The organism is Pseudomonas sp. P867 (assembly GCF_019891455.1).
GTDB classification, from domain to species: domain Bacteria; phylum Pseudomonadota; class Gammaproteobacteria; order Pseudomonadales; family Pseudomonadaceae; genus Aquipseudomonas; species Aquipseudomonas synxantha_A.
Window position 1 is genome coordinate 271,298 of the sequence record NZ_JAFLXB010000006.1, and the last position, 23,887, is coordinate 295,184.

Here is a 23,887-nt window from a genome sequence, read left to right on the forward strand (position 1 = left end):
AGTTGGTGGGCCGGGGGAAGTTGAATTGAGTTTGTAAGTTTCTGATTTGTGTGGCTAAAGGCGATTTTTGTTTTTTCGTGGAATACCGATTGGAATACAACATTCCAAGTGATCACTTGTTTGCATTCAATCTGAACAGAGCGCTTTGTAATCTTTGTTGGCAGTGAAGTCGCCTATGGCTAGCTTTCAGCACTGGCAAAACCGCTCAAAAGTGGGCCATGGGTCGGCGGCAGTCACAACCTAACCCGCACGCTCCGGATGGGCACACTCAGGTGTTAGACTTGCGTTTTTTGCCTGTACTCCAAGGAGTTATTGCGTGAACACGGAAAATCATTCCCAGACGGCCGCGTTTCTATGGTCCATTGCCGATCTGCTGCGCGGTGACTTTAAGCAATCGCAATATGGCCGCATCATTCTGCCGTTCACCCTGTTGCGGCGCATGGAGTGTGTTCTGGCGCCAAACAAAGACGCTGTGGTTCGCGAGTTCTATGCTCAAGAAGGCCGCCCGGACACCGTGCGTGATATGTATATGATGCGGGCCGCAGGTGGACAGCAGTTCTTCAACGCTTCGCCACTAACCCTCGCCACTCTGTCAGCCACACAGACAGCCGATGATCTGATACGCTACATACAGGCGTTCAGCAAAGACGCTCGTGAGATATTCGAGCACTTCCACTTCGAGGATTTTGTTCAGCAGTTGGAAACCGCCAACCTGCTATATCAGGTGGTGCAGCGTTTCGCCGCCACGGATCTGAGCCCCGAGTACATCAGCAATTTTGGCATGGGTATCATTTTCGAAGAGCTGATTCGCAAGTTTGCAGAAAGCTCCAACGAAACCGCCGGTGAGCACTTCACCCCGCGCGATATCGTGCACCTCACCACATCCTTGCTGATTACCAATCAGCACCACAAGCTCGCGCCCAACAGCATCGTCACCATCTATGACCCAACCGCTGGCACGGGCGGTTTTCTGTCGGAGGGTGATGAGTACATCCAGTCCATCAGCGAAAAGGTCAGCGTGTCGCTGCACGGCCAGGAGCTCAACCCCGAGTCCTACGCCATCTGCAAGGCGGACATGCTGATTAAAGGGCAGAAGGTCGAGAACATTAAACTCGGCAACACCCTGTCCAACGATCAACTGGCCGGCCCAGAACATCACTTCGACTTTATGCTCAGCAACCCGCCGTTCGGCGTGGAATGGAAGAAGGTGCAAAAGCAGATCACCGACGAACACAGCCACAAGGGCTTCGACGGTCGCTTCGGCCCGGGCCTGCCGCGTGTGTCCGACGGCTCGCTGCTGTTCCTCTTGCACCTGGTCAGCAAGATGCGTGACCCACGCGACGGTGGCTCGCGCATTGGCATCATCCTTAATGGCTCGCCGCTGTTTACCGGCGGAGCGGGTTCGGGTGAGTCGGAGATTCGCCGCTACCTGCTGCAGAACGATCTGGTCGAAGCTATCGTCGCGTTGCCGACCGATATGTTCTACAACACCGGCATCGCCACCTATGTGTGGATACTTAGTAACCACAAGGCTGTTGCGCGCCAAGGCAAAGTGCAGTTGATCGATGGCAGCCAGTACTACGCCAAAATGCGCAAGTCGCTGGGCAGCAAACGCCAGTTCATCACCGAGGATCAAATCAGTGAGCTGGTGCGCCTGTATGGCAGCTTCGAGCAAACCGCGCATAGCAAAATCTTCCCCATCGACGCCTTTGGCTACCGGCGTATCACCGTCGAGCGCCCGCTGCGCCTGAACTTCCAAACCAGCGCCGAGCGCATCGCTAAAGTGCTGGAAGAAAAAGCCCTGCAGAAGCTCGACAGCGCCGCCCAGCAACAGTTGCTGGCTGCCCTGCAATCCATCGATGCCAGCCAACTGCACCGCAACCGCGAGCAGTTCAGCAAACTGCTGAAAAAAGCCCTCACCGCGCACAGCGTCAGCCTTAGCACGCCGGAGCTAAAAGCCCTGATGAGCGCCCTAAGCGAGCGCGACCCCGAGGCGGATATCTGCACCAGCAAAGGCCAGCCGGAAGCGGACGCCGGCCTGCGCGATAACGAGAACGTTCCGCTGGGCGAATCGGTGTACGAGTACTTTGCGCGCGAAGTCATCCCCCATGTGCCGGATGCCTGGATCGACGAAAGCAAGACCGATGCCCAGGACGGCGAGGTTGGCATCGTCGGCTTCGAGATTCCCTTTAACCGCCACTTCTACGTGTTCCAGCCGCCGCGCCCACTGGCCGAGATCGATAGCGACCTGAAAGCCTGCACCGACCGCATCAAACAGATGATCGAGGGGCTGTCGGCATGAGCTTGCTTGCATATCAGCAGATGAAGCCGTCAGGTATCGAGTATTCAGACGAAATCCCAAGTGACTGGTCATTAAAACGACTTGGCGATCTTGTTGCTTTTGCTCAGGGCAAGGCGCACGAGCCATATATTGATGATGATGGCGACTATATCTGCGTTAACTCTAGGTTCGTTTCTACCTCGGGGAAAACCATTAAGAGGTGCAGTGTCAATCTAACACCTGCTTCGTTAAACGACATATTGATGGTGATGAGCGACCTTCCCAACGGACGAGCACTTGCTCGAGCGTATTACGTTGATGATCACGGCAAGTACGCTGTGAATCAACGAGTGTGTCGAATCACGGCCGAAAAGGCGCATTCTCGCTTCTTGTTTTACTTATTAGATCGTCACCCTGGGCTTATGCAGAATGACGATGGCGTGCATCAAACTCATCTTTCAAATTCTGACTTTCAAAAGCTTAAACTCTATCTGCCATCAGTTTCAGAACAAAACCAGATCGCCCGCTTCCTTGATCACGAAACTGCCCGCATCGACGCGCTGATCGAAGAGCAGCAACGCCTGATCGAACTACTCAAGGAAAAGCGCCAGGCCGTGATCTCCCACGCCGTCACCAAAGGCCTCGACCCCACCGCGCCGATGAAAGACTCCGGCGTGGAGTGGTTAGGCGAGGTGCCGGCGCATTGGGGGTTTGGGAAGATTCGGTATTTTGCAAAGATTGAGTCTGGGCATACGCCTAGCCGGAGCAAGCCGGAGTACTGGGAAAACTGCACAATTCCTTGGTTTTCACTGGCTGACGTATGGCAAATCAGAAGAGGTGAGGTGATTGAGCTCTTTGAAACAAAAGAACTGGTTAGTGAATTTGGTCTTGCTAATTCGTCTGCTCGGCTATTACCTAAAGGTACGGTAGTTCTTTCGCGAACAGCCTCTGTGGGTTACTCGGCAATTATGGGTTGTGATATGGCTACGACTCAGGACTTTGCTAACTGGGTATGTGGTAGCAAACTGGATAATACGTATTTGCTTTTTTGTTTTCGGGCAATGAAGTCGGAATTTGACCGGCTGATGGTGGGCTCTACTCATAAAACTATTTATATGCCGGATATTGCTGGGCTTGTGTGTTCAGTTCCCCCGCGGGATGAGCAAGGAGAAATTGCGGCGCACATTAAAATAAGTAACTCAAAATTCGGAGATATGATCGATGAGGCTGAGCGAATGAAGAAATTATTAAGCGAGCGCCGCTCCGCCCTAATTTCCGCCGCCGTCACCGGCAAAATCGACGTGCGCGGCTGGAAGCCACCGGCCAGCCTGCCATCCCCCGAATTAGTACAAGAGGCCATGTAATGACGGACAGCAAGGAAGCGCAATTTCAACAGGATATTATCGACGCCCTGGCCGCTCAGGGCTGGCTGGTCGGCACCGCCAGCGGCTACGACCGCCGCACGGCGCTGTATACCGAGGATGTGCTGGGTTACTTCAAAGACGCCTGGCCGGAGCGTTGGGACAAGTTCGCCAGGGCCAACCCGAATAACCCGAATGATGTGCTGGTGCAGAAGCTCGTGCGCGAGCTGGAGCAGAGCGGCACCCTCGATGTGCTGCGCCATGGCTTTAAACTGCCGGCGGTGAAGGTGGAGTTGTGCAGCTTCCAGCCCGACCACGGCATGAACCCGGATACCTTAAAGCGCTACCAGTGCAACCGACTGCGCGTGGTGCCTGAGGTGTCCTATTCGCCGCATGCGCGTGAGGCTGGCAGCGGTGGACAGAGCTACAACCCACGGTTGGACTTGGTGCTGTTCGTCAACGGCATCCCCACCGCCACACTAGAGCTGAAAAGCGAGTTCAAGCAGTCGGTGGAAAACGCCAAGCGCCAGTACCGCAATGACCGCCCAGTAAAAGACCCGCTAACGCGCAAACCTGAGCCGCTGCTGACCTTCAAACGCGGTGCGCTAGTGCACTTTGCTGTTGGCCAGAACGAAGTGGCGATGACCACCAAACTTGCGGGTAAAGATACCTTCTTCCTGCCGTTTAACCTCGGCAGCGCGGAAGGTGGTGCGGGTAACCCGATGCCTGAGGACGATAGTCAATACGCCACGAGCTACCTCTGGCAACGCCTGTTGCAGCCAGATGCGTGGCTCAAAGTGCTGGGGCGCTTTCTGCACTTGGACAAGAAAACCAGTGAAGGCTTCGACAGCACGCTGGTGACCAAGGAGACGATGATCTTCCCGCGTTTCCACCAATGGGAAGTGGTCAATAAGCTGATCGATACCACCCGCACCGAAGGGCCGGGCAAGCGATATTTGATTCAGCACAGCGCAGGCTCGGGCAAGTCCAACTCCATCGCCTGGACTGCACATCAATTGGCTTCGCTGTACGACGAAGCCGGTCAGCGCCTTTTCAATTCGGTGATCGTGGTCACCGACCGCACGGTGCTCGACAGTCAGTTGCAAAACACCATTTATCAGTTCGAGCACGCCCAGGGAGTCGTCAAACCGATCAGCCGGGATATCGGAAACCAAAGTAAGTCCGAGCAACTGGCCGAGGCGCTGGCTGAGCAGACGCGCATCATCATCGTCACCATCCAGACCTTCCCGGCGCTGTTTGATGCGCTGGATAAGTACCCCAAACTTGCCAGCGGGCGTTATGCAGTGATCGCCGACGAGGCGCATTCCTCGCAAACCGGCTCTTCGGCCAGCAAGCTGAAACAGATTCTAGGCAGCGATGTTCTGGAGGCGGAGGAAGTGAGCGCCGAAGAACTGCTGGATGCTGCCGTACAAGCTCGCCAACCTAATGAACGCATCAGCTACTACGCTTTTACCGCTACCCCAAAAGCTAAAACCCTGGAGTTGTTCGGTCGTCCGGCCGATCCCACGCTGCCAGCGAGCACCAGCAATAAGCCTGAGGCGTTTCACCTGTATTCCATGCGTCAGGCCATCGAGGAAGGTTTTATCCTCGACGTGCTGCGCAACTACACCACCTACAGTACCGCCTGGAAGATCGCCCACCCGGACGGCGAAGACGATGAGGTGGACAGCAAAAAGGCGCGCATCAAGCTGGCACGCTGGGTGCGGTTGCACCCGTATAACATCAGTCAGAAGGTCGAGGTAATCGTCGAGCATTTCCGCGCCAATATCCGCAGTCTGCTCAATGGTCAAGCCAAGGCCATGGTAGTGACCAGTAGTCGTCAAGAAGCTGTTCGTTATCAGTTGGCATTAAAAGCTTATGTGCAGCAGATGGGTTACAGCGATGTGCATCCGCTGGTGGCGTTCTCCGGCAGCGTATTACCGGACGAGGAAATCCCCGAAGAGGTGACGGAAAATAGCCGCCTGCTCAACGCGGGCCTGAATGGTCGCGACCTGGCGGATGCTTTCGACACCCAAGACTTCAACGTGATGATCGCCGCCAATAAGTATCAGACGGGCTTCGATCAGCCCAAATTGTGCGCCATGTACGTGGACAAGAAACTGCAAGGTGTGGACTGTGTGCAGACCTTATCGCGATTGAACCGCACCTTTGGTGACAACAAGCAAACCTTTATCCTCGACTTCTTTAACGAGCCGCAGGATATTCTCGACGCCTTCTTACCGTATTACACCAAGGCCGAGCTGACCGACGTGACAGACCCGCAGATCATCTATGACCTGCAGAAGAAGCTAGATGCCGAGGGCATTTATCACTGGCAAGAGGTCGAAGCATTTGCCTTGGCCTTCTTCGACCCCAAGGCGCAAGCCAGCAAACTCAGCTATTACTGTGCGCCAGCCAAGGAGCGTTTTGCTAAGCGTTATGCCTTCTCGCTGGAATCGCGCCAGCAGGCACTGGATTACAAACGCACTGCTGAAGCCAATGGCGACAGCGCCGGTCTGAAAAAAGCCGAGCACGCATTGAAAGAAGCTGGCGAGCAGGTTGATCAGCTCGACCTGTTCCGCAAGAATCTGCAAAGCTTTGTGCGCCTATACGAGTTTCTATCACAGATCGTGCCTTACGAGGATCATGAACTAGAGCAGCTGTGCGTGTACGCGAAGCATCTGCACCCGCTGCTGCGCGTAGATCGCCTGCTAGAAGACGACGTGGATGTGGGTGAGCTGCAACTGAGCCACTACCGCTTAAGTAAGCGCGCTGAACACGTGCTGCGTCTGAACGAGGAAACGGGCAAATACACCGTCAAACCCGGCAGTGACGTGGGGAGCGGTAAGCCGCATGATCCCGAGAAGAAGCGCTTATCCGAAATCATTGAGGCGCTGAACGATATCTTTGGCGCCGAAGTGAGCGACGATGACCAACTCCAGTTTCTAACCGGCATCGCCCAGCGCATCAGCCGTCAGGAAGATGTGATGGCCCAGGTGAACAGTCATTCGGTTGATCAAGTGATGCACGGCCTGTTTCCCAAGCGCGTCCTCGACACCGTTCTGGATGCCATGACCGACCACGAAAAGCTGTCACTGGAAGTGCTGGATAATGAAACGAAGAGCCGCGCGTTTGCGCTGGTGATTTTGAAGATGCTCAAGACTGCGGCTTCCTTCGATGAGACCCGCGTCGGCGGCGCCTAAAGCAGCCGGTAAGATTAAGGAGTAATAGTGGCAATTCCGGACTTTCAAAGTGTGATGCGCCCGGTGCTGAGCACCGTGCAGAACGGTGCGCCGCTGCCGCTAAATGAGTTGCGCGAGCGGGTGACCGATCAGTTTCAACTGACCGAGGATGAACGCAAAGAGCGCCTACCTTCTGGTCATCAGACGGTGATCAACAATCGAGTGGGCTGGGCTCGCACCTATTTGAATAAGGCTGGCCTGCTGTGCATTCCAACCAAGGGCATGGTGCAAATTACCCCGCGTGGCCTCGATGCTTTGAGCAATGGTCCGCAGCGCATCACGGTGAGCTGGTTGAAGCAGTTCCCCGAGTTTGCAGACTTCCACACGGCCAAACCGCAACCAGTTGACGCTCCCTCCCTACTGAACGTTGGTATTGCTGAAACCACGCCAGACGAGCAGTTGGCCGATGCCCATCAAGCCCTGATGCAGTCCCTGGCAGATGAGCTGCTGACGCAAGTCCGGCTAGGTACTCCCAGCTTCTTTGAGCAGTTGGTAGTCGATCTCATGATTGCTATGGGTTACGGCGGCTCGCGTAAAGAGGCTGGTAAGGCGACCCAAGCGACCAATGATGACGGTATCGACGGCATCATCAAAGAAGACAAGCTCGGCCTCGACGTGATCTATCTACAGGCCAAGCGCTGGGCCAATACGGTACATCGTCCAGAGATCGACAAGTTCATCGGCGCACTGACTCGCCAGCGTGCACGTAAGGGTGTGTTTATCACAACCTCAGAGTTCTCCGAGGGTGCCCGCACTGCAGCGCTGGGGTTGGATATCAAAGTGGTATTGATCGACGGTGTTGAGCTAGCGCGATTGATGGTAGAGCACAACCTGGGCGTGAGCGTTAAGCAGGTTTATGAGGTGAAGCAAATCGATAGTGATTACTTCGCCGGCGAGTGACTTGCACTAGTCTGGCAAGGTGAGTAGGGGTCAGGTTGTTGAAGTGCGGGCAGTTGAGCCTATTGATCTCACTGAATTTCAGACACAAAAAAAGACGTCCAAAGACGTCTTTTTTCGTTCATTTGGTGGAGCCGGGGGGATTTGAACCCCCGTCCGCCAGTACTCCGCTGTCGGTACTACATGCGTAGCCGTTTCTATTAAGTTAACCCTCAGCGACCCGAAGGGCAGGGTGCTTTGGGCGAGTTGTGTAAGTTTTAGCCGCTTCGTCCACAACGTACTGCACGGCGATTCTGTTCTATATGACAATCACTTTGGGTTTACAGACATCCCCTGGTGATTGCTGGACCCGAAGGTACCAGAAGCTCAGGGCTAAGGCTGCTTACGCAGCGAGAGCGAATTCCTGGCCGTAGTTTTCGTCATTGGCAACTATAAGAAGTTGCAACAGTGGATTTACGAGTTCTGTTACCAACTCGGCATGCACCTAAAGTTTCGCGACCGGCGTCGAATCCTAAACGGCCCCGTGCTTGTAACTCGTTGTTTCTTAGTGAGTGACAAGCCTGTGCAGTGTACGCCAAAAGCTCAGCGAAGGCCAACCCGAAGGTTGGCCCTATCGCTTACTGACCGCCTTTCTCGCTGTTCTGCAGGTCTTGCAGGGCCTTGGAGGTGATTTCGATGCACTTCTTCTCATCACCTGCGTCGTGGGCGGCCTTGGCCTGGGAGACGGCGGTGTCTATTTCGCCACTTTTGCCACTGGTATCGGTGGACAGCAGGGCTTTGCCGTTGTTGATTTTGTCCAGGTTGATCTGGCACAGGTCTTTGTCACCGGCAGCGAAAGCGGGAGAGGCGAGCATCGCAGCGGTCATGAACAAGCCAGCAAGAGCGGAACGCTTCATAGGGTGTCTCCTTGCGCAAAAGGGCTCGACGCTGCTGGCGTGCAACCGCTGCCAGCGACATCACTGATGGGCCTCGTTTGTCGAGGCCTATGCAGATGACTGCGCTGGTGCGCCAGGGTTCGGTTTTTTTGCGGGGTCAGTGGGCGCGGGCGCGGGTGACGCGGTCCACCAGGTAGACCAGGCCGTGATAGTCGATGCCGCCATGCTGGCTCAGGCCGATCTCGCAGGTGCGGCTGGTGGAGATGCCTTCGCTGCAATGTCGCACGGCGTCCTTGAGCGAGCGCAGGGCGTGGGCGTTGAGTTGCGGGGTGGTGAAGCCTTTGTCGCCGGCAAATCCACAGCAGTGAATGCCTTCGGGGATGACGACGGTTTTTGCACAGCGCCGGGCCAGTTCGATCAGGGCCTGGCTTTCGCCCAAGTGCTGGGTGCTGCACGTGACGTGTACGGCGATGGGGGCTTCCTGCGGCGTGAAGTCGAGGCGGTCCATTAGGTGGGTGCGGATAAAGCGTACCGGGTCGTAGAGGTCCAGGCGGGTTTCGCCGAGGTCTTGTACCAGGCGCAGGGTGCAGGGGCTGGTGTCGCAATAGATCGGGTCGAGGCCGCCTCGGCTGGCGTGGAGCAGGGCGCCGATCAGTTCCTGGCGCTTGTGTTCGGCCTGCTCGGCATAGCCTTTGGAGGCGAAGGGCTGGCCGCAGCACAGGTTGTCTTGATTGTCGGGGAATACGACTTGGTAACCGGCTTTTTCCAGGAGGTTGCGGGTTTTGTCGTACAGCGACATCTGTTCTTTATCGCCGGCTGCCGGGCCCATGGCGCGTGAGACACAGGCGGCCAGGTAGACCACCCGCGGGCGCTCATCCATTACAGGCGGGCTGAAGCGAATGGCTTTTTCCGGTTGTGGCACGGCATTGGTCCACTGCGGGATTTGCCCTTTGGACAGTCTGTTCACGGTGGCTGACCACTTCTTCAGGCGCGGGGCACCCAATAACATGCGTGCACCATTGGCGACGTGCAGGGTGAAGCGCGCACCTTGCAGTGCGGTGGCGAAATGGCTGGCGAGCCATTCGGCGGTTTTCGTACGGTCTGCTTCGCGGCTGCGCAGCTTTTTCACCAGGTCGCCGGTATTGATGCCTACAGGGCAGCGTTGGGCGCATAGCCCGGTGGCGGCGCAGGTGTCGATGCCTTGATATTGGTAGGCCGCTTCCAGTTCGGTGGTGTCTACGCCTGCGCGGCGTTTGGCCTGGATGTCGCGCCAGATCACAATGCGCTGGCGCGGGCTCAGAGTCAGGCCTTTTGAGGGGCACACGGGTTCACAGAAGCCACACTCGATGCACTTGTCCACAAGCTCATCGGCGGCGGGCAGGGGCTTGAGGTGTTTGAGGTGGATTTGTGGGTCTTCGCTGAGCACCACATCCGGGTTGAGGATGCCGTTGGGGTCGAGCAGGCGCTTGAGTTGCCACATCAATTGATAGGCGTCGCTGCCCCATTCCAGTTCAACGAACGGCGCCATATTGCGACCGGTGCCGTGTTCGGCCTTCAGCGAGCCACCGAACTCCACCGCCACCAGTTGTGCGACGTCGTCCATGAACGCTTGATAGCGTGTGACTTCTTCGCTGCTGTTGAAGCCTTGGGTGAATACAAAGTGCAGATTGCCTTCCAGGGCGTGTCCGAAAAGGATGGCTTCGTCGTAGTGATGTTTGTCGAACAGTTCGATCAGGCGGTTTACGCCGATCGCCAGTTGTTCGACGGGGAAGGTGACGTCTTCGATGATCACGGTGGTGCCGGTTTTGCGTACGGCGCCTACGGCGGGGAAGGTGTCTTTGCGGATTGCCCACAGGCGGGCGTTTTCCACGGGGTCTTCGGTGAAGTCGACCTGTTTTTCTACGGGAAACGCCGCCAGAGAGGCCATGATCAGCGTTAGTTGTTCGTGCAGTAATGACGGCGAGGCCGCGCGGGATTCGATCAGCAGTGCGCAGGCATTTTCCGATAAGTGTTGTACGAATGCGGGCATACCCGGTTTGTCTTGCACCGAGCGCATACTGCGTCGGTCCAGCAGTTCAACGGCGGAAACCGGCTGGGTTTTCAGCACCGTTACTGCGTTGCAGCATGTCTCGACATCCGGGAACACGATCAGCGCCGAGGCTTTGTTCGGGTGATCGATTACCGTGTCGTAGGTGACCGCACTGATAAACCCCAGGGTGCCCTCGGAGCCGACCAGCAGGTGGCTGAGGATATCCAGCGGGTCGTCGAAATCCACCAAGGCGTTGAGTGACAGGCCGGTGGTGTTTTTCAGACGGTATTTGTGGCGAATCTTCGCAGCCAGTTCAGCGTTTGCGCGTGTCTCGCGGCCCAACGTGGCCAGGCGCTCAAGCAGTGCACTGTGGGTTTGGCGGAAGGCTTGCACGCTGGCGGCATCTTCGGTGTCCAGGCGGCTGCCATCGGCCAGTACCAGACGAATGCCCGCCAGGGTGTGATAGGTGTTTTGTGCCGTACCGCAGCACATGCCGCTGGCATTGTTGGCAACGATGCCGCCAATTTTGCAGGCGTTGATCGACGCCGGGTCCGGGCCGATCTTGCGCCCGAACGGCGCGAGCCAGGCGTTGGCCTGGGCGCCGATGACGCCGGGTTGCAGGCGGATCTGTGTGCCTTGCCCACGAATTTCGCGGTGGTTCCAATTGTCGCCGAGCACGATCAGCACCGAGTCGCTGATCGCCTGCCCGGACAGGCTGGTGCCCGCGGCCCGGAAGGTCACCGGCACGTGATCGCGCTGGGCCAGTTGCAGCAGTGCGACGACTTCGTCTTCTGACTCCACGCGGATCACCAGCTGTGGGATCAATCGGTAGAAGCTGGCGTCGGTGCCGAAGGCGAGGGTGGAAAGTGGGTCGTCGAAGCGGCGATCTTGCGGGATCAGTTGTGCGACGTCGCTGAGAAAAGCAGCAGGCAGGCTCATCGGTCCTCCAGAAATAGCAGACGCCGGCATCGTTGTCCGGCGTCGATTCTTACCCTATTACGTGCAGGTCTCAGTGCACCAGCATACCGGTGAACCAGTACGCCTGCGCCAGGGTGATCAGCCCGACGATGGTGGCAAAGAACAGACTGTGCTTGAGGGTAAAGCGGAACAGATCGGACTCCTTGCCCACCAGGCCCGTGGCTGCGCAGGCCACGGCGATCGATTGCGGCGAGATCATTTTGCCGGTCACGCCGCCGCTGGTGTTGGCGGCTACCAGCAAGGTGTCGTTGACGCCAATCTGGTGGGCGGTGGTGGCTTGCAGCGAGCTGAACAGGGCGTTGGATGAGGTGTCCGAGCCGGTCAGGAAAACCCCCAGCCAGCCGAGGAAGGGCGAGAAGAACGGGAAGGCGGCGCCGGTGCCAGCCAGTACCAGGGCCATGGTCGAGGACATGCCGGAGTAGTTGGTGACGAAGGCGAACGCCAGCACCATGCCGATGGACAGGATCGGCCAGCGCAGCTCAAAGAAGGTCTCTTTTAAAGTGGTAAGACCAGTCTTGATATCAATTTTCAGCACCAGCATCGAGACCAGTGCGGAGAAGAAGATCGCGGTGCCGGTGGCCGAAATCGGGTCCAGCTTGAAGACGGCGGGGATGGCGGTGGGGTTGGTGACGATGGGTGCGACTTTGATCACCAGTTGGTCCAGGTGGGGGATCGCGAAGTTGAACACCCAGCTGTACATCGAACCTCCGGCCGCGAACATGGCCTTGAAGGGTTTGAGGGTCCAGATGGTGACCAGTACGGTCAGGATCAGAAACGGCGACCAGGCCTTGAAAATTTGCCCCAGGCTGTAGGGTGAAACCACTGTGCTGCGTGGCAAACCGAAACCGCCGGCGCTGGAGGTGACCGCTACGCTGGAGGTGGCACCGGCAATCTGCGCGCCTGCGGTGCGCTTGGGTTGCCAGATTTTCAGGAACAGTGTCAGGGAGATCAGGCTGGCGAGGGCCGAGGTGATGTCCGGCAGTTCCGGGCCAATGAAGTTGGAGGTGAAGTACTGGGTGACGGCAAAGCTCAAGCCGGCCACCAATGCCGCCGGCCAGGTTTCACGCACGCCGCGCAGGCCGTCCATCATGAACACCAGCCAGAAGGGCACGAACAGCGACAGCAGCGGCAGTTGGCGGCCGGTCATGGCGCCGATCTTGAACGCATCAATGCCAGTGACCTGGCCTGCGACGATGATCGGAATGCCCAGTGCGCCGAACGCCACCGGCGCGGTATTGGCAATCAGGCACAGGCCCGCGGCGTACAGGGGGTTGAAGCCCAAGCCCACCAGCAACGCGGCGGTGATTGCCACGGGTGCGCCGAACCCGGCCGCGCCTTCCAGGAAGGCGCCAAAGCAGAAGCCGATCAGCAGCACCTGCAAGCGCTGGTCATCGGTGATCGACAAGACGGAGCTGCGGATGATCTCGAACTGCCCGCTCTTGACCGTCAGCTTGTAGAGGAACACCGCCGCCACGATGATCCAGGCGATCGGCCACAAGCCATAGGCAAAACCGTAACCGGCCGCTGCCAGGGCCATGTCGACCGGCATCTGGAAGGCGAAGATGGCGACCAGGATCGACAGCGCCAGGGTGATGCTGCCGGCCACATGGCCTTTGAGGCGGAATACGGCCAGGGCCAGGAAGAAGAACACGATTGGAATAACGGCGGCCAGTGCGGACAGGCCGAGGCTGCCGAGAGGGCTGTAGAGCTGTTGCCAGGTTTGCATATGGGGTGGCCCCTGATTGTTGTTGTTTGGTCAGCTTGGATAATTGGTAATACCAATTTACAATCGCTGTGGGCTAGATTAAGAGCTTGGCAGGGGTGTGTCAATTTGCCGCTCGTCAAACTTTGGTCTGAGAGTGGCTGTCGAGTGTTCTGATCGGGTAAATCGAAGGTGTTCTGATAGGTGCTGCCAGCGCGGCGATAGGCCAGAATAGGGGCCCCGGCGAGTGGTCGGGATGGTGGAGAGTGAGTTATGGGGTTTGATCAGGTGCGTCAGCGCCGTTTGTCTGACGATATTGTCGAGCAGCTTGAGGGCATGATCCTTGAGGGCACGTTGAAGTCGGGCGAGCGCTTGCCGGCCGAACGCGCTTTGGCTGAACAATTTGGTGTGTCACGCCCTTCATTGCGTGAGGCGATCCAGAAATTGGCGGCCAAGGGGTTGCTGGTCAGTCGGCAGGGCGGCGGCAACTATGTGGTGGATTCCCTGGGTTCGACCTTCAGTGATCCGCTGCTGCATCTGCTGGAAAACAATCCCGAGGCGCAGCGCGACCTTCTGGAGTTTCGTCAGACTCTGGAGGCTTCGTGTGCTTATTACGCGGCATTGCGTGCTACCGAGGTCGACCGTGAGCGACTGACGGCGGCGTTCGAAGCGCTGCAGGACTGCTATGCGCGAGCCGACGAGGTGAGCCGAGTGGAGGAGGGCGCTGCGGATGCAAGGTTTCACTTGGCGATCGCCGAGGCCAGTCATAACGCAGTGCTGCTGCACACCATTCGCGGGTTGTTCGACCTGCTCAAGCGTAACGTGGTGACCAATATTGGCGGTATGTATCAGCAGCGCACCGAGACCCGCGACATGCTGATCAGTCAGCACCGGGACTTGTACCTGGCGATTATCGAGGGGCGGGCCGAGCAGGCGCGCGACGTTTCAACACGTCACCTGTTGTACGTGCAGGAAGTGTTGGAGGAAGTGCGGCAGGAGGTTCAGCGAGTAGCGCGGGCGGAGCGACGTAAGGGCATGTAGCCACGGGGGTTGCCCGCGGCTACATCATTACAAGGGTTAGTCTTCCTTGCCCTTGTTGCGCACGGCGCGATGCAGTTCGCGATTGGAGTCGCGCTCGCGTTCGGTGTCGCGCTTGTCGTATTCCTTCTTGCCCTTGCCCAGTGCGATTTCGCACTTGACCAGGTGCTTGCTCCAGTACCACGACAGGCAGACGCACGCGTAGCCTTTTTGCTGCACGGCCGCGGCGAGCTTTTCGAGTTCGCGGGCATTGAGCAACAACTTGCGCGTGCGCACCGGGTCGGCAATCACGTGGGTGCTCGCGGTGGTCAGCGGGGTAATATGACTGCCGAGCAGCCACGCCTCGCCATCCTTGAGCAGCACATAGCTGTCGACCAGCTGCAGTTTGCTGGCACGCAGACTTTTTACTTCCCAGCCGGCCAGGACCAGACCAGCCTCGAACCGATGTTCGATGAAGTAATCGTGTCGCGCCTTTTTATTTTGCGCGATGGTCCCTGTGGGGTGTTTCTTTTGTTTAGCCATAGGGGCGGCATTATAGGGAGTTGCGAGCGTGTCGGCTACGGTCAACCTGCGTGCTTGAGCGTGTTGGACGAATCCCGGACAATACGGGCAGTTCTTTGGTTTTTTTCTCTCGCGGATCGGGCTGTACTTTCGCGACGTTTGCCTTAAGCAGTGGAAGTAACGCTCACATGACGACGCATATTCAACGTTCGGCCCTGCTGCCCTATCCGGCACAGGCGCTCTATGACCTGGTCAACGACGTGGCGCGTTACCCGGAATTCCTGCCTTGGTGCTCGACTGCCGAGGTTTTGGAGAGCAGTGATGAGCACATGGTCGCCAGTGTTGGTGTGGCCAAGGGCGGCCTCAGCCAGCATTTTGTTACGCGCAATGTGCTGGTGCCGGGCAAATCCATTGAAATGAATTTGCAGGAAGGGCCGTTCACCCAGCTGCACGGCGTGTGGGTGTTCAAGGCGCTGACAGATAAGGCCTGCAAGATCAGTCTGGATCTTTCATTTGATTACGCCGGCCCCATTGTGCGGGCGACTTTGGGGCCACTGTTCAATCAGGCGGCAAATACTTTGGTGGACGCTTTCTGTCAGCGAGCCAAGCAATTGCATGGTTGATATTGAAGTGGTGTATGCCGACGTGGATCGCCAGGTTCTGCTGGCGGTGGCGATACCGGTGGGCACAAGCCTGAGGGCGGCAGTGCTGGCGTCGGGCATTGCAGAGCATTTTCCGCAGTTGGCGTTGGCGGACTGCCCGTTGGGTATCTTCGGTAAGGTGGTGCCGGACGCTGATGTGCGTGCCGTGCAGGCGGGAGATCGGATCGAGATCTACCGGCCATTGCTGGCAGACCCCAAGGAAATACGCAGGCTGCGTGCGGCCAAGGCGGCGATGCTCAAGCGACAGAACGCCTAGGCTTGCCAACCGGCAGGCAACAAAAAGCCCGGCATGCCGGGCTTTTTATCGAGCGTCGCAAAATTATTGCGGGCTGGTGTCCAGAGGCTGTGGTGTCGGGACGGGTACAGTTTCGACACCGTCGACGTCTTTCTGGATCTGGTCCAGCAAGGAGCCTGGCTTGGCCGGCACCTCGGATTTCGGCTTTTCGGCTTCCTGCGCAGGTGCGGTCACGTTGGTGCCGCTGTCCTTGCCCAGCAAGGCTTCATCGCGGCTTACGCCGGGCATGAAGTCACCGGACAGGCTCACGAGCTGGTCATTGCCATTGAAGATGACACTGACGCGCTCCTGTTGGCGTTCACCGCCACCAGGCTGCAGGCTGTAGAGATAATCCCAGCGATCGGCATGGAATGTGTCGGTCAGCAGGGGGTTACCCATGATAAACCGTACTTGCCGTCGGGTCATTCCCGGGCGTAACTGGTCTATCATGTCCTGCGTGACGACATTGCCCTGCTGGATGTCGATTTTGTAAACCCCGGGGAATGAACAACCGGCGAGTGCGAGCAGTCCCACAAAGGTGAAACTGGTTAGCAAGAGCTTGGTGTTTTGCATCGGTGGGCGACTTCCACTATCTTGGCTGGGACAACGTAAACGCCGATCATACCCGTATTAAGAGAAGCTGCGAAGCAGCATCCGCGAGAAAGCTAACCATGGTTGAAAATAGCGAACTACGCAAAGCCGGTCTCAAAGTGACTCTGCCACGAGTCAAGATTCTACAAATGCTCGATTCTGCTGAGCAACGCCACATGAGTGCCGAGGATGTTTACAAGGCGCTGATGGAGTCTAACGAGGACGTCGGCCTGGCCACGGTTTACCGTGTACTGACCCAGTTTGAAGCCGCAGGGCTGGTGGTTCGCCATAATTTCGACGGCGGTCATGCAGTATTCGAACTGGCTGACGGTGGTCACCATGACCACATGGTTGATCTGGATACCAATGAGGTTATCGAGTTCACCAGCCCTGAAATCGAAGCGCTGCAGCATAAGATTGCTGAGGAGCACGGTTTCGATTTGGTTGACCATAATCTGGTGCTGTACATCCGTAAGAAAAAGTAAAAATCGACGCAGTTTTGCTCTGCGAAACGATTGAAGGCGACCCTAGGGTCGCCTTCGTGCTTTCTATAAAGAGGAAAAGTACCCGTTCAAGCCTTCGCGGCCACGACCATTTTTTTCGCGTGAGCCAGCGACTCCTTGGTCAGGTCGATACCGCCGAGCATCCGCGCAACTTCTTCTACCCGTTCGGACTTGTTCAGCTTGGAGACGGCCGTGTGCGTCGCGTCGCTGCCGCGCACCTTGTGCACAAATAGATGTTGATGGCCCTGAGCGGCCACTTGCGGCAAGTGAGTCACCGTGAGTACCTGGCCGCGATCTCCCAGGCGACGCAACAACTGGCCAACAATCTCTGCGGTTGGCCCGCCGATGCCAACGTCTACTTCATCGAATACCAGCGTTGGTACCCGCGAGGTCTGGGCGGTGATCACCTGGATCGCCAGGCTGATCCGCGACAGCTCGCCGCCTGAGGCCACTTTGGCCAGGGCCTTGAGTGGCTGACCCGGGTTGGCGCTGACCAGCAGTTCTACCTGCTCCAGCCCATGGGGCTGCAGTTCGTGGCTGGCGTTGGCGCGCAGTTCGATGGTGAAGCGCCCGCCCGGCATACCCAGGCGCTGGATTTCCTGCTCGACGGCGCTGGCCAGGCTGGTGGCGGCCTGTTGGCGCAGGTCGCTCAGCTCCTGGGCCTTTTCCTGATAATGGCGGGCAAACGAAGCGAGTTCCTCGCCCAGTCGCTCGATGGACTCGTCGTTGGCGTTCAGTGTGTCGATTTCATCCAGCAGCTTCTGTTGCATGGCAGCCAGTTCAGTGGGCTGGATTCGATGCTTGCGCGCCAGGGTATAGATGGTGTCCAGGCGCTCTTCTATTTCCTGCAGGCGTGCCGGATCGGCATCGAAGTGGTCCAGGAAGCGGTTGAGTTCACCGACGGCTTCTTCAACCTGGATCTGTGCGCTGGTGAGCAGGGTAGTGGCCTCATTCAACGAGCCGGAAGCATTGTTCACGCTGGACAGGCGATTGAGGCTGGCTGTCAGTGCGTTGAGCACATTGCCCGAGTCGCTCTCGCTGCATTGCTCGACGACCTGGCGGCAGATACCCAGCAAGGTCTCTGCATTGGTCAGGTTCTTGTGTTCCTGCTCAAGCTGCTCCAGTTCGGTCTCGCCCAGGCCCAGGCTTTCAAGCTCTTCGAGTTGATAGCTGAGCAGTTGGTGGCGGGCGCGTTGTTCATCGCCGGAGTTGGAGAGGCGCTCCAGTTCCTGGCGTGTCTGGCGCCAGCGTTGGGCGGCCAGTTGAACCTGGCGGGCAAGGTCGGTGGCGCCGGCGTATTCGTCGAGCAGTCGGCGGTGAGTATCGGTTTTGAGCAGGGACTGGTGTTCATGCTGGCTGTGGATATCGATCAGCAGCTCACCCAGGGCTTTCAAGTCGCCAAGTGGGCACGGCGTGCCGTTGATATAGCCGCGGGAGCGACCTTCGGCAGTGATCACCCGGCGCAGAATGCACGGGCCTTCATTGTTCAGGTCGCGCTCGACCAGCCATGCTTCGGCCTCGGGAATGTCGGCCAGGTCAAAGGTGGCCAGGATATCGGCTTTGTCGGAGCCTGGGCGTACCACGCCACTGTCGGCGCGGTCGCCGAGGGTCAGGCCGAGGGCGTCGAGCATGATCGACTTGCCGGCGCCGGTTTCGCCTGTGATTACGCTCATCCCGCGATCCAGTTCGAGATCCAGATGTTCAACGATTGCGTAGTTATGTACAGACAGGTGCACGAGCATGACGGCCGCTCCCAGGCTTGAGGTATGGTTATTTATACAGTGTTTTGTTTGTGGCTGACAATCCTGGCGCTTAGCTCGATTTGCTTGATCAATAGCTTTTTTTAGCGCGATGAGGAATGTAGGGGCAGGAAATGATCCGAGTCATGCGAAAGACTTTTGGTAACGCCCGCGCCCTTGAACCTGGAAATTGTGGCCCCATATACAGGAACAGAAGCGCGAGTCGAGATCGCGCATGATTTTGAAAGGAGAAATCTATGGCTGACGAACAGACGCAGGATACGCAAACTCCAGACGCCAATGCGGCTGCCGGTGATGAGCTGGCCACCCGCGTGCAAGTGCTCGAAGAGCAATTGTCCGCTGCGCAGGATCAATCGTTGCGTGTTGCCGCCGATCTGCAGAACGTCCGCCGCCGTGCCGAGCAGGACGTAGAAAAGGCTCACAAATTCGCGCTGGAAAAATTCGCTGGCGATCTGCTGCCGATCATCGACAGTCTTGAACGTGGTCTTGAGTTGTCTGACCCGGCCGACGAAAACATCCGCCCAATGCGTGAAGGTATCGAGCTGACGCTGAAAATGTTCCAGGACACCCTGAAGCGTTATCAGCTGGAAGCGATCGATCCGCAAGGCGGCGAGCCGTTCAATGCTGAGCATCACCAGGCCATGGCCATGCAGGAAAGCCACGATCTGGAGCCTAACAGCGTGATGAAGGTGTTCCAGAAGGGTTACCAGCTCAATGGTCGCTTGATGCGCCCGGCAATGGTGGTGGTGAGCAAGGCTCCTGCACCCGCTGCGCCTTCTATTGATGAGCAGGCTTGAAATCCGCCGCAAGGCCCCCATCTATAAGTCAAGCGTTTAAGTGCTACCGCAGTTAGCCACAACTGCTGCGGCAACCAAATTCAAAGTTCGGGAGAGTAAATCATGGGCAAAATTATCGGTATTGACCTGGGGACCACCAACTCCTGCGTCTCCGTGCTGGAAAACGGCGTTGCAAAAGTTATCGAAAACGCCGAAGGCGCACGTACCACTCCGTCGATCATCGCTTACGCCAACGACGGTGAAATCCTCGTCGGTCAGTCGGCCAAGCGTCAGGCTGTGACCAACCCGCATAACACCCTGTATGCGGTAAAGCGTTTGATCGGTCGTAAGTTCGACGAAGAAGTCGTACAGAAAGACATCAAGATGGTCCCTTACAAAATCGCCAAGGCCGACAACGGTGACGCCTGGGTTGAAGTAAACGGCCAGAAAATGTCGCCGCCGCAAATTTCGGCTGAAATCTTGAAAAAGATGAAGAAAACCGCCGAAGACTACCTCGGTGAAGCAGTGACTGAAGCGGTGATCACCGTTCCGGCCTACTTCAACGACAGCCAGCGCCAGGCAACCAAAGACGCCGGCCGCATCGCGGGTCTGGACGTAAAACGTATCATCAACGAGCCAACCGCAGCCGCTCTGGCTTACGGCATGGACAAGGCCAAGGGCGACCACACTGTGATCGTCTACGACCTGGGTGGCGGTACTTTTGACGTGTCCGTGATCGAGATCGCAGAAGTTGACGGCGAGCACCAGTTCGAAGTGTTGGCCACCAACGGCGACACCTTCCTGGGTGGTGAAGACTTTGACATCCGTCTGATCGACTACCTGGTAGACGAATTCAAGAAAGAAAGCGGCATGAACCTCAAGGGTGACCCGCTGGCCATGCAGCGCCTGAAAGAAGCCGCTGAAAAAGCCAAGATCGAGCTGTCTTCCGCTCAGTCGACCGACGTCAACCTGCCGTACATCACTGCAGACGCTACCGGTCCTAAGCACTTGAACGTGAAAATCTCGCGCTCCAAGCTCGAAGCTCTGGTTGAAGACCTGGTTCAGCGCACCATCGAGCCTTGCCGTATCGCACTGAAAGACTCCGGTATCGACGTTGGCTCGATCAACGACGTGATCCTGGTCGGCGGTCAGACCCGTATGCCGCTGGTGCAGAAGCTGGTAACCGAGTTCTTCGGCAAAGAAGCACGTAAAGACGTGAACCCGGACGAAGCTGTTGCCATGGGTGCTGCCATCCAGGGTGCGGTATTGGCCGGTGACGTAAAAGACGTATTGCTGCTGGACGTGAGCCCGCTGACCCTGGGTATCGAAACCATGGGTGGCGTGATGACTGCGCTGATCGAGAAAAACACCACGATTCCTACCAAGAAATCCCAGGTGTTCTCGACTGCCGATGACAACCAGGGCGCCGTGACCATTCACGTGCTGCAAGGTGAGCGCAAGCAAGCCGCGCAGAACAAGTCCCTGGGCAAGTTCGACCTGGCTGAGATTCCACCAGCACCACGTGGCGTGCCACAAATCGAAGTGACCTTCGACATCGACGCCAACGGCATCCTGCACGTCGGCGCGAAAGACAAGGCAACCGGCAAAGAGCAGAAGATCACCATCAAGGCCAACTCCGGTCTGTCTGATGAAGAAATTCAACAGATGATTCGTGATGCAGAAGCCAACGCTGATGCGGATGCCAAGTTTGCTGAACTGGCTGGCGCCCGTAACCAGGGTGATGCGCTGGTTCACTCGACTCGCAAGATGATCGCTGATGCTGGCGACAAAGTGACCGAAGAAGAGAAAACCGCAATCGAAGCGGCCTTGGTTGCCCTGGAAGCCGCCATCAAAGGTGACGACAAGGCTGCCATCGAAGCCAAGATCGAGGAGCTGTCGAAAGTCTCCGCACCGGTCGCTCAGAAAATGTACGCCGAACAAGGCCAGCCGGCTGACGGTGCTGCGCAGCAGGCAGAGCCAGAAGCCAAGCACGACGATGTTGTCGATGCCGAGTTCGAAGAAGTCAAAGAAGACCAGAAGAAGTAACTTGGTCGCCCGGTTGACCGCTCACAAGCGGTGACTGGTAGGATGTCGCCGCGCGGGAGCTTGCTCCCGCGTTGGCGTGTCTGGGGTATGCGAATTTTTACAGCATGCGACAACGCTCGGATGCTGGCGGTGTGATCGGGAATGCTCCTGCTTTCCGAATGGCATTCACCGCGTTTTTGGCCGGGGGCCTGGCTGAAAGCAGTAATGACCAGGATCGTTGAATTGACGTGAGTTGGGTCCGGGCCTGTATTGGGGCTCAACGAGTTTGGCAGGGTTCAGGAGGGCCAGGCCGAACGTCCTTAAGAGTGCAAAGACTTATGGCAAAGCGTGACTATTACGAAGTATTGGGTGTGGAGCGCGGGGCCAGCGAGGCGGACCTGAAGAAGGCCTACCGTCGCTTGGCGATGAAGCACCACCCCGACCGTAATCCGGATAACAAAGAATCCGAAGAGATGTTCAAAGAGGCCAATGAGGCCTACGAATGCCTGTGTGATCCCAATAAGCGTGCTGCCTACGACCAGTACGGTCATGCCGGCGTCGACCCGAGCATGGGTGGCGGCGGCGCCGGTTTCGGCGGTCAGAACTTCTCCGATATTTTCGGCGACGTGTTCAGCGATTTCTTCGGCGGTGGCCGTGGCGGTCAACGTGGCGGCGCGCAGCGTGGCAGTGACTTGCGCTACACGCTGGAGTTGAATCTGGAAGAAGCCGTGCGCGGCACCAGCGTCAATATTCGCGTGCCGACGCTGGTCAACTGCAAGCCGTGCGATGGTTCAGGTGCCAAGAAAGGCTCCTCGCCGATCACGTGCCCGACCTGTGGTGGCATTGGTCAGGTGCGCATGCAGCAGGGCTTCTTCTCGGTGCAGCAAACCTGCCCGCGTTGCCATGGCCAGGGCAAGATCATTTCCGACCCGTGCGATTCCTGCCACGGCGAAGGTCGTGTTGAAGAGTACAAGACCCTCTCGGTGAAAGTGCCGGCGGGTGTGGATACCGGTGATCGTATCCGCTTGTCGGGCGAAGGCGAGGCGGGGACCCAGGGCGGTCCGACTGGCGACCTGTACGTGGTGATCAATGTGCGTGAGCACTCGATCTTCCAGCGCGATGGCAAACACCTGTTCTGCGAAGTGCCGATCAGCTTTGTCGATGCGGCCCTGGGCGGTGAGTTGGAGATTCCGACCCTTGATGGTCGAGTCAAACTCAAGATTCCCGAGGGGACACAGACTGGCAAGCAGTTCCGCATCCGTGGCAAAGGCGTTGCGCCGGTGCGCGGTGGCGGTGCGGGTGACCTGATGTGTCGTGTGGCGGTGGAAACCCCGGTCAACCTGGGCCGTCGTCAGCGCGAACTGCTCGAAGAGTTCCGCAGCTCGCTGGAAGGCGATGACTCCCATTCGCCGAAAACCACTGGCTTCTTCGATGGCGTGAAACGCTTCTTCGGCGACCTGTAAGGACGTGAATATGCGACGTATAGCCGTAATGGGCGCTGCCGGGCGCATGGGCAAGACGCTGGTCGAGGCGGTGCAGCAACGCTCGCCGGCCTCCGGGCTGACAGCGGCGATTGTTCGCCCGGGCAGCACGTTGATCGGTGCGGATGCCGGTGAGTTGGCGTCGTTGGGCCGCATCGGTGTCTCGTTGACGGGCAGCCTTGAGCAGGTGGCTGACGAGTTTGACGTGCTCATCGATTTCACCTTGCCTGACGTGATGCTGAAAAACCTGGCCTTCTGCCGCAAGGCAGGCAAGGCCATGGTGATCGGTACGACTGGTTTGAGTGCTGAGCAGAAGCAGTTGCTGGTGGAGGCGGGCAAGGATATTCCGATCGTCTTTGCTGCGAACTTCAGCGTTGGCGTGAACCTGTCGCTGAAATTGTTGGATCTGGCAGCGCGTGTGCTGGGTGACGAAGCCGATATCGAGATTATCGAGACTCATCACCGCCACAAGATCGATGCGCCGTCGGGCACTGCGTTGCGCATGGGTGAAGCTATCGCTGATGCGCTGGGCCGCGATCTATCGAAAGTGGCGGTATACGGGCGTGAAGGCCATACCGGTGAGCGCGCGCGCGACACCATCGGCTTTGCAACCGTGCGCGGTGGTGATGTGGTTGGCGATCACACGGTGCTGTTCGCCACCGAAGGCGAGCGCCTGGAGATCACGCACAAGGCTTCAAGCCGCATGACGTTCGCCAAGGGTGCAGTGCGAGCTGCGCTCTGGTTGGAAGGCCGCGAGCCGGGCCTGTATGACATGCGCGACGTGTTGGATCTGCACTAATCAGTAGCTTAAATGGGGCCTCGGGATTATCCTGAGGCCCCGTTTTTACCCGCTAAGCGACGTCCTGTCGCATTCTCCTGCCTTTAAGGCTCATTAGCGGTGGACCCAAAAA

18 protein-coding genes and 1 other RNA gene are annotated in these 23,887 nt (G+C 57.7%); 12 read left to right on the forward strand and 7 right to left on the reverse strand.

The features are described 5' to 3' along the window. Window positions 1–316: 316 nt before the first annotated feature. From J1G33_RS13910 to J1G33_RS13925, 4 genes are read left to right on the forward strand one after another with little or no spacing between them, the layout of a single operon-like run. Window positions 317–2,302, forward strand: coding sequence for a class I SAM-dependent DNA methyltransferase (locus tag J1G33_RS13910; RefSeq protein ID WP_223018233.1), 1,986 nt, complete (start codon window positions 317–319; stop codon window positions 2,300–2,302). After that, window positions 2,299–3,645, forward strand: a complete 1,347-nt coding sequence (locus tag J1G33_RS13915; protein ID WP_223018234.1) for a restriction endonuclease subunit S — start codon at window positions 2,299–2,301, stop codon at window positions 3,643–3,645. The genes J1G33_RS13910 and J1G33_RS13915 overlap by 4 nt, the downstream gene beginning before the upstream one ends. After that, window positions 3,645–6,845, forward strand: coding sequence for a DEAD/DEAH box helicase family protein (locus J1G33_RS13920; RefSeq protein WP_223018235.1), 3,201 nt, complete (start codon window positions 3,645–3,647; stop codon window positions 6,843–6,845). Before J1G33_RS13915 ends, J1G33_RS13920 begins: the two co-directional genes overlap by 1 nt. A gap of 27 nt (window positions 6,846–6,872) precedes the next feature. Next, window positions 6,873–7,784, forward strand: a complete 912-nt coding sequence (locus J1G33_RS13925) for a restriction endonuclease (RefSeq protein WP_083535090.1) — start codon at window positions 6,873–6,875, stop codon at window positions 7,782–7,784. 123 nt (window positions 7,785–7,907) lie between these two features. On the opposite strand, the gene ssrA is transcribed toward J1G33_RS13925, so the two are convergent. The 4 genes from ssrA to J1G33_RS13945 form a co-directional block, all read right to left on the reverse strand. Then, window positions 7,908–8,304: a transfer-messenger RNA gene (gene ssrA / locus J1G33_RS13930) on the reverse strand. Window positions 8,305–8,398: 94 nt separating this feature from the next. Further along, the gene (locus J1G33_RS13935; RefSeq protein ID WP_223018236.1) at window positions 8,399–8,677 is read right to left on the reverse strand and encodes a hypothetical protein; all 279 of its coding nucleotides are present in this window, start codon (window positions 8,675–8,677) and stop codon (window positions 8,399–8,401) included. 136 nt (window positions 8,678–8,813) lie between these two features. Then, window positions 8,814–11,624: an FAD-binding and (Fe-S)-binding domain-containing protein gene (locus J1G33_RS13940; RefSeq protein WP_223018237.1), complete on the reverse strand. Its 2,811-nt coding sequence runs from the start codon at window positions 11,622–11,624 to the stop codon at window positions 8,814–8,816. Between the two features lie 70 nt (window positions 11,625–11,694). Beyond that, on the reverse strand, window positions 11,695–13,389 hold the full coding sequence (locus J1G33_RS13945; RefSeq protein WP_032879436.1) for a lactate permease LctP family transporter: 1,695 nt from the start codon (window positions 13,387–13,389) through the stop codon (window positions 11,695–11,697). A 249-nt stretch (window positions 13,390–13,638) separates the two neighbouring features. Here J1G33_RS13945 and J1G33_RS13950 point away from each other — a divergent pair, with 249 nt between their 5' ends. Next, a complete protein-coding gene (locus tag J1G33_RS13950; protein WP_005791515.1) occupies window positions 13,639–14,406 on the forward strand; it encodes a GntR family transcriptional regulator in 768 nt (255 codons plus the stop codon). Window positions 14,407–14,442: 36 nt separating this feature from the next. On the opposite strand, the gene smpB is transcribed toward J1G33_RS13950, so the two are convergent. Then, window positions 14,443–14,925, reverse strand: a complete 483-nt coding sequence (gene smpB, locus J1G33_RS13955; protein WP_005791513.1) for an SsrA-binding protein SmpB — start codon at window positions 14,923–14,925, stop codon at window positions 14,443–14,445. A gap of 167 nt (window positions 14,926–15,092) precedes the next feature. On the opposite strand from smpB, the gene J1G33_RS13960 reads away from it, so the two are divergent. Together J1G33_RS13960 and J1G33_RS13965 are read left to right on the forward strand one after the other, a co-directional pair. Continuing rightward, the gene (locus J1G33_RS13960) at window positions 15,093–15,527 is read left to right on the forward strand and encodes a type II toxin-antitoxin system RatA family toxin (protein WP_005791512.1); all 435 of its coding nucleotides are present in this window, start codon (window positions 15,093–15,095) and stop codon (window positions 15,525–15,527) included. After that, window positions 15,520–15,822: an RnfH family protein gene (locus tag J1G33_RS13965; protein WP_078822325.1), complete on the forward strand. Its 303-nt coding sequence runs from the start codon at window positions 15,520–15,522 to the stop codon at window positions 15,820–15,822. The genes J1G33_RS13960 and J1G33_RS13965 overlap by 8 nt, the downstream gene beginning before the upstream one ends. Before the next feature lie 63 nt (window positions 15,823–15,885). On the opposite strand, the gene J1G33_RS13970 is transcribed toward J1G33_RS13965, so the two are convergent. Beyond that, complete coding sequence (locus J1G33_RS13970; RefSeq protein ID WP_005791510.1) at window positions 15,886–16,413, reverse strand: outer membrane protein assembly factor BamE; 528 nt, start codon at window positions 16,411–16,413, stop codon at window positions 15,886–15,888. Between the two features lie 98 nt (window positions 16,414–16,511). Between J1G33_RS13970 and fur the strand changes: the two genes are divergently transcribed. After that, complete coding sequence (fur, locus tag J1G33_RS13975; protein WP_003194220.1) at window positions 16,512–16,916, forward strand: ferric iron uptake transcriptional regulator; 405 nt, start codon at window positions 16,512–16,514, stop codon at window positions 16,914–16,916. An 86-nt stretch (window positions 16,917–17,002) separates the two neighbouring features. On the opposite strand, the gene recN is transcribed toward fur, so the two are convergent. Beyond that, entirely contained in the window at window positions 17,003–18,676 is a 1,674-nt protein-coding gene (gene recN, locus J1G33_RS13980) for a DNA repair protein RecN (protein WP_032879439.1), read from the reverse strand. A gap of 254 nt (window positions 18,677–18,930) precedes the next feature. Here recN and grpE point away from each other — a divergent pair, with 254 nt between their 5' ends. The 4 genes from grpE (at window position 18,931) to dapB (ending at window position 23,775) form a co-directional block, all read left to right on the forward strand. After that, window positions 18,931–19,491 carry a nucleotide exchange factor GrpE gene (grpE, locus tag J1G33_RS13985; RefSeq protein ID WP_005791505.1) on the forward strand — a complete coding sequence of 187 codons (561 nt, stop codon included), beginning with the start codon at window positions 18,931–18,933 and terminating at the stop codon, window positions 19,489–19,491. A 102-nt stretch (window positions 19,492–19,593) separates the two neighbouring features. Beyond that, window positions 19,594–21,516: a molecular chaperone DnaK gene (gene dnaK, locus J1G33_RS13990; RefSeq protein ID WP_005791503.1), complete on the forward strand. Its 1,923-nt coding sequence runs from the start codon at window positions 19,594–19,596 to the stop codon at window positions 21,514–21,516. A 317-nt stretch (window positions 21,517–21,833) separates the two neighbouring features. Continuing rightward, on the forward strand, window positions 21,834–22,958 hold the full coding sequence (dnaJ, locus tag J1G33_RS13995; protein WP_005791501.1) for a molecular chaperone DnaJ: 1,125 nt from the start codon (window positions 21,834–21,836) through the stop codon (window positions 22,956–22,958). A gap of 10 nt (window positions 22,959–22,968) precedes the next feature. Continuing rightward, window positions 22,969–23,775 (forward strand): 4-hydroxy-tetrahydrodipicolinate reductase, encoded by an 807-nt coding sequence (dapB, locus tag J1G33_RS14000; protein WP_005791500.1) that lies wholly within the window; start codon window positions 22,969–22,971, stop codon window positions 23,773–23,775. The last annotated feature ends 112 nt before the right edge of the window (window positions 23,776–23,887 follow it).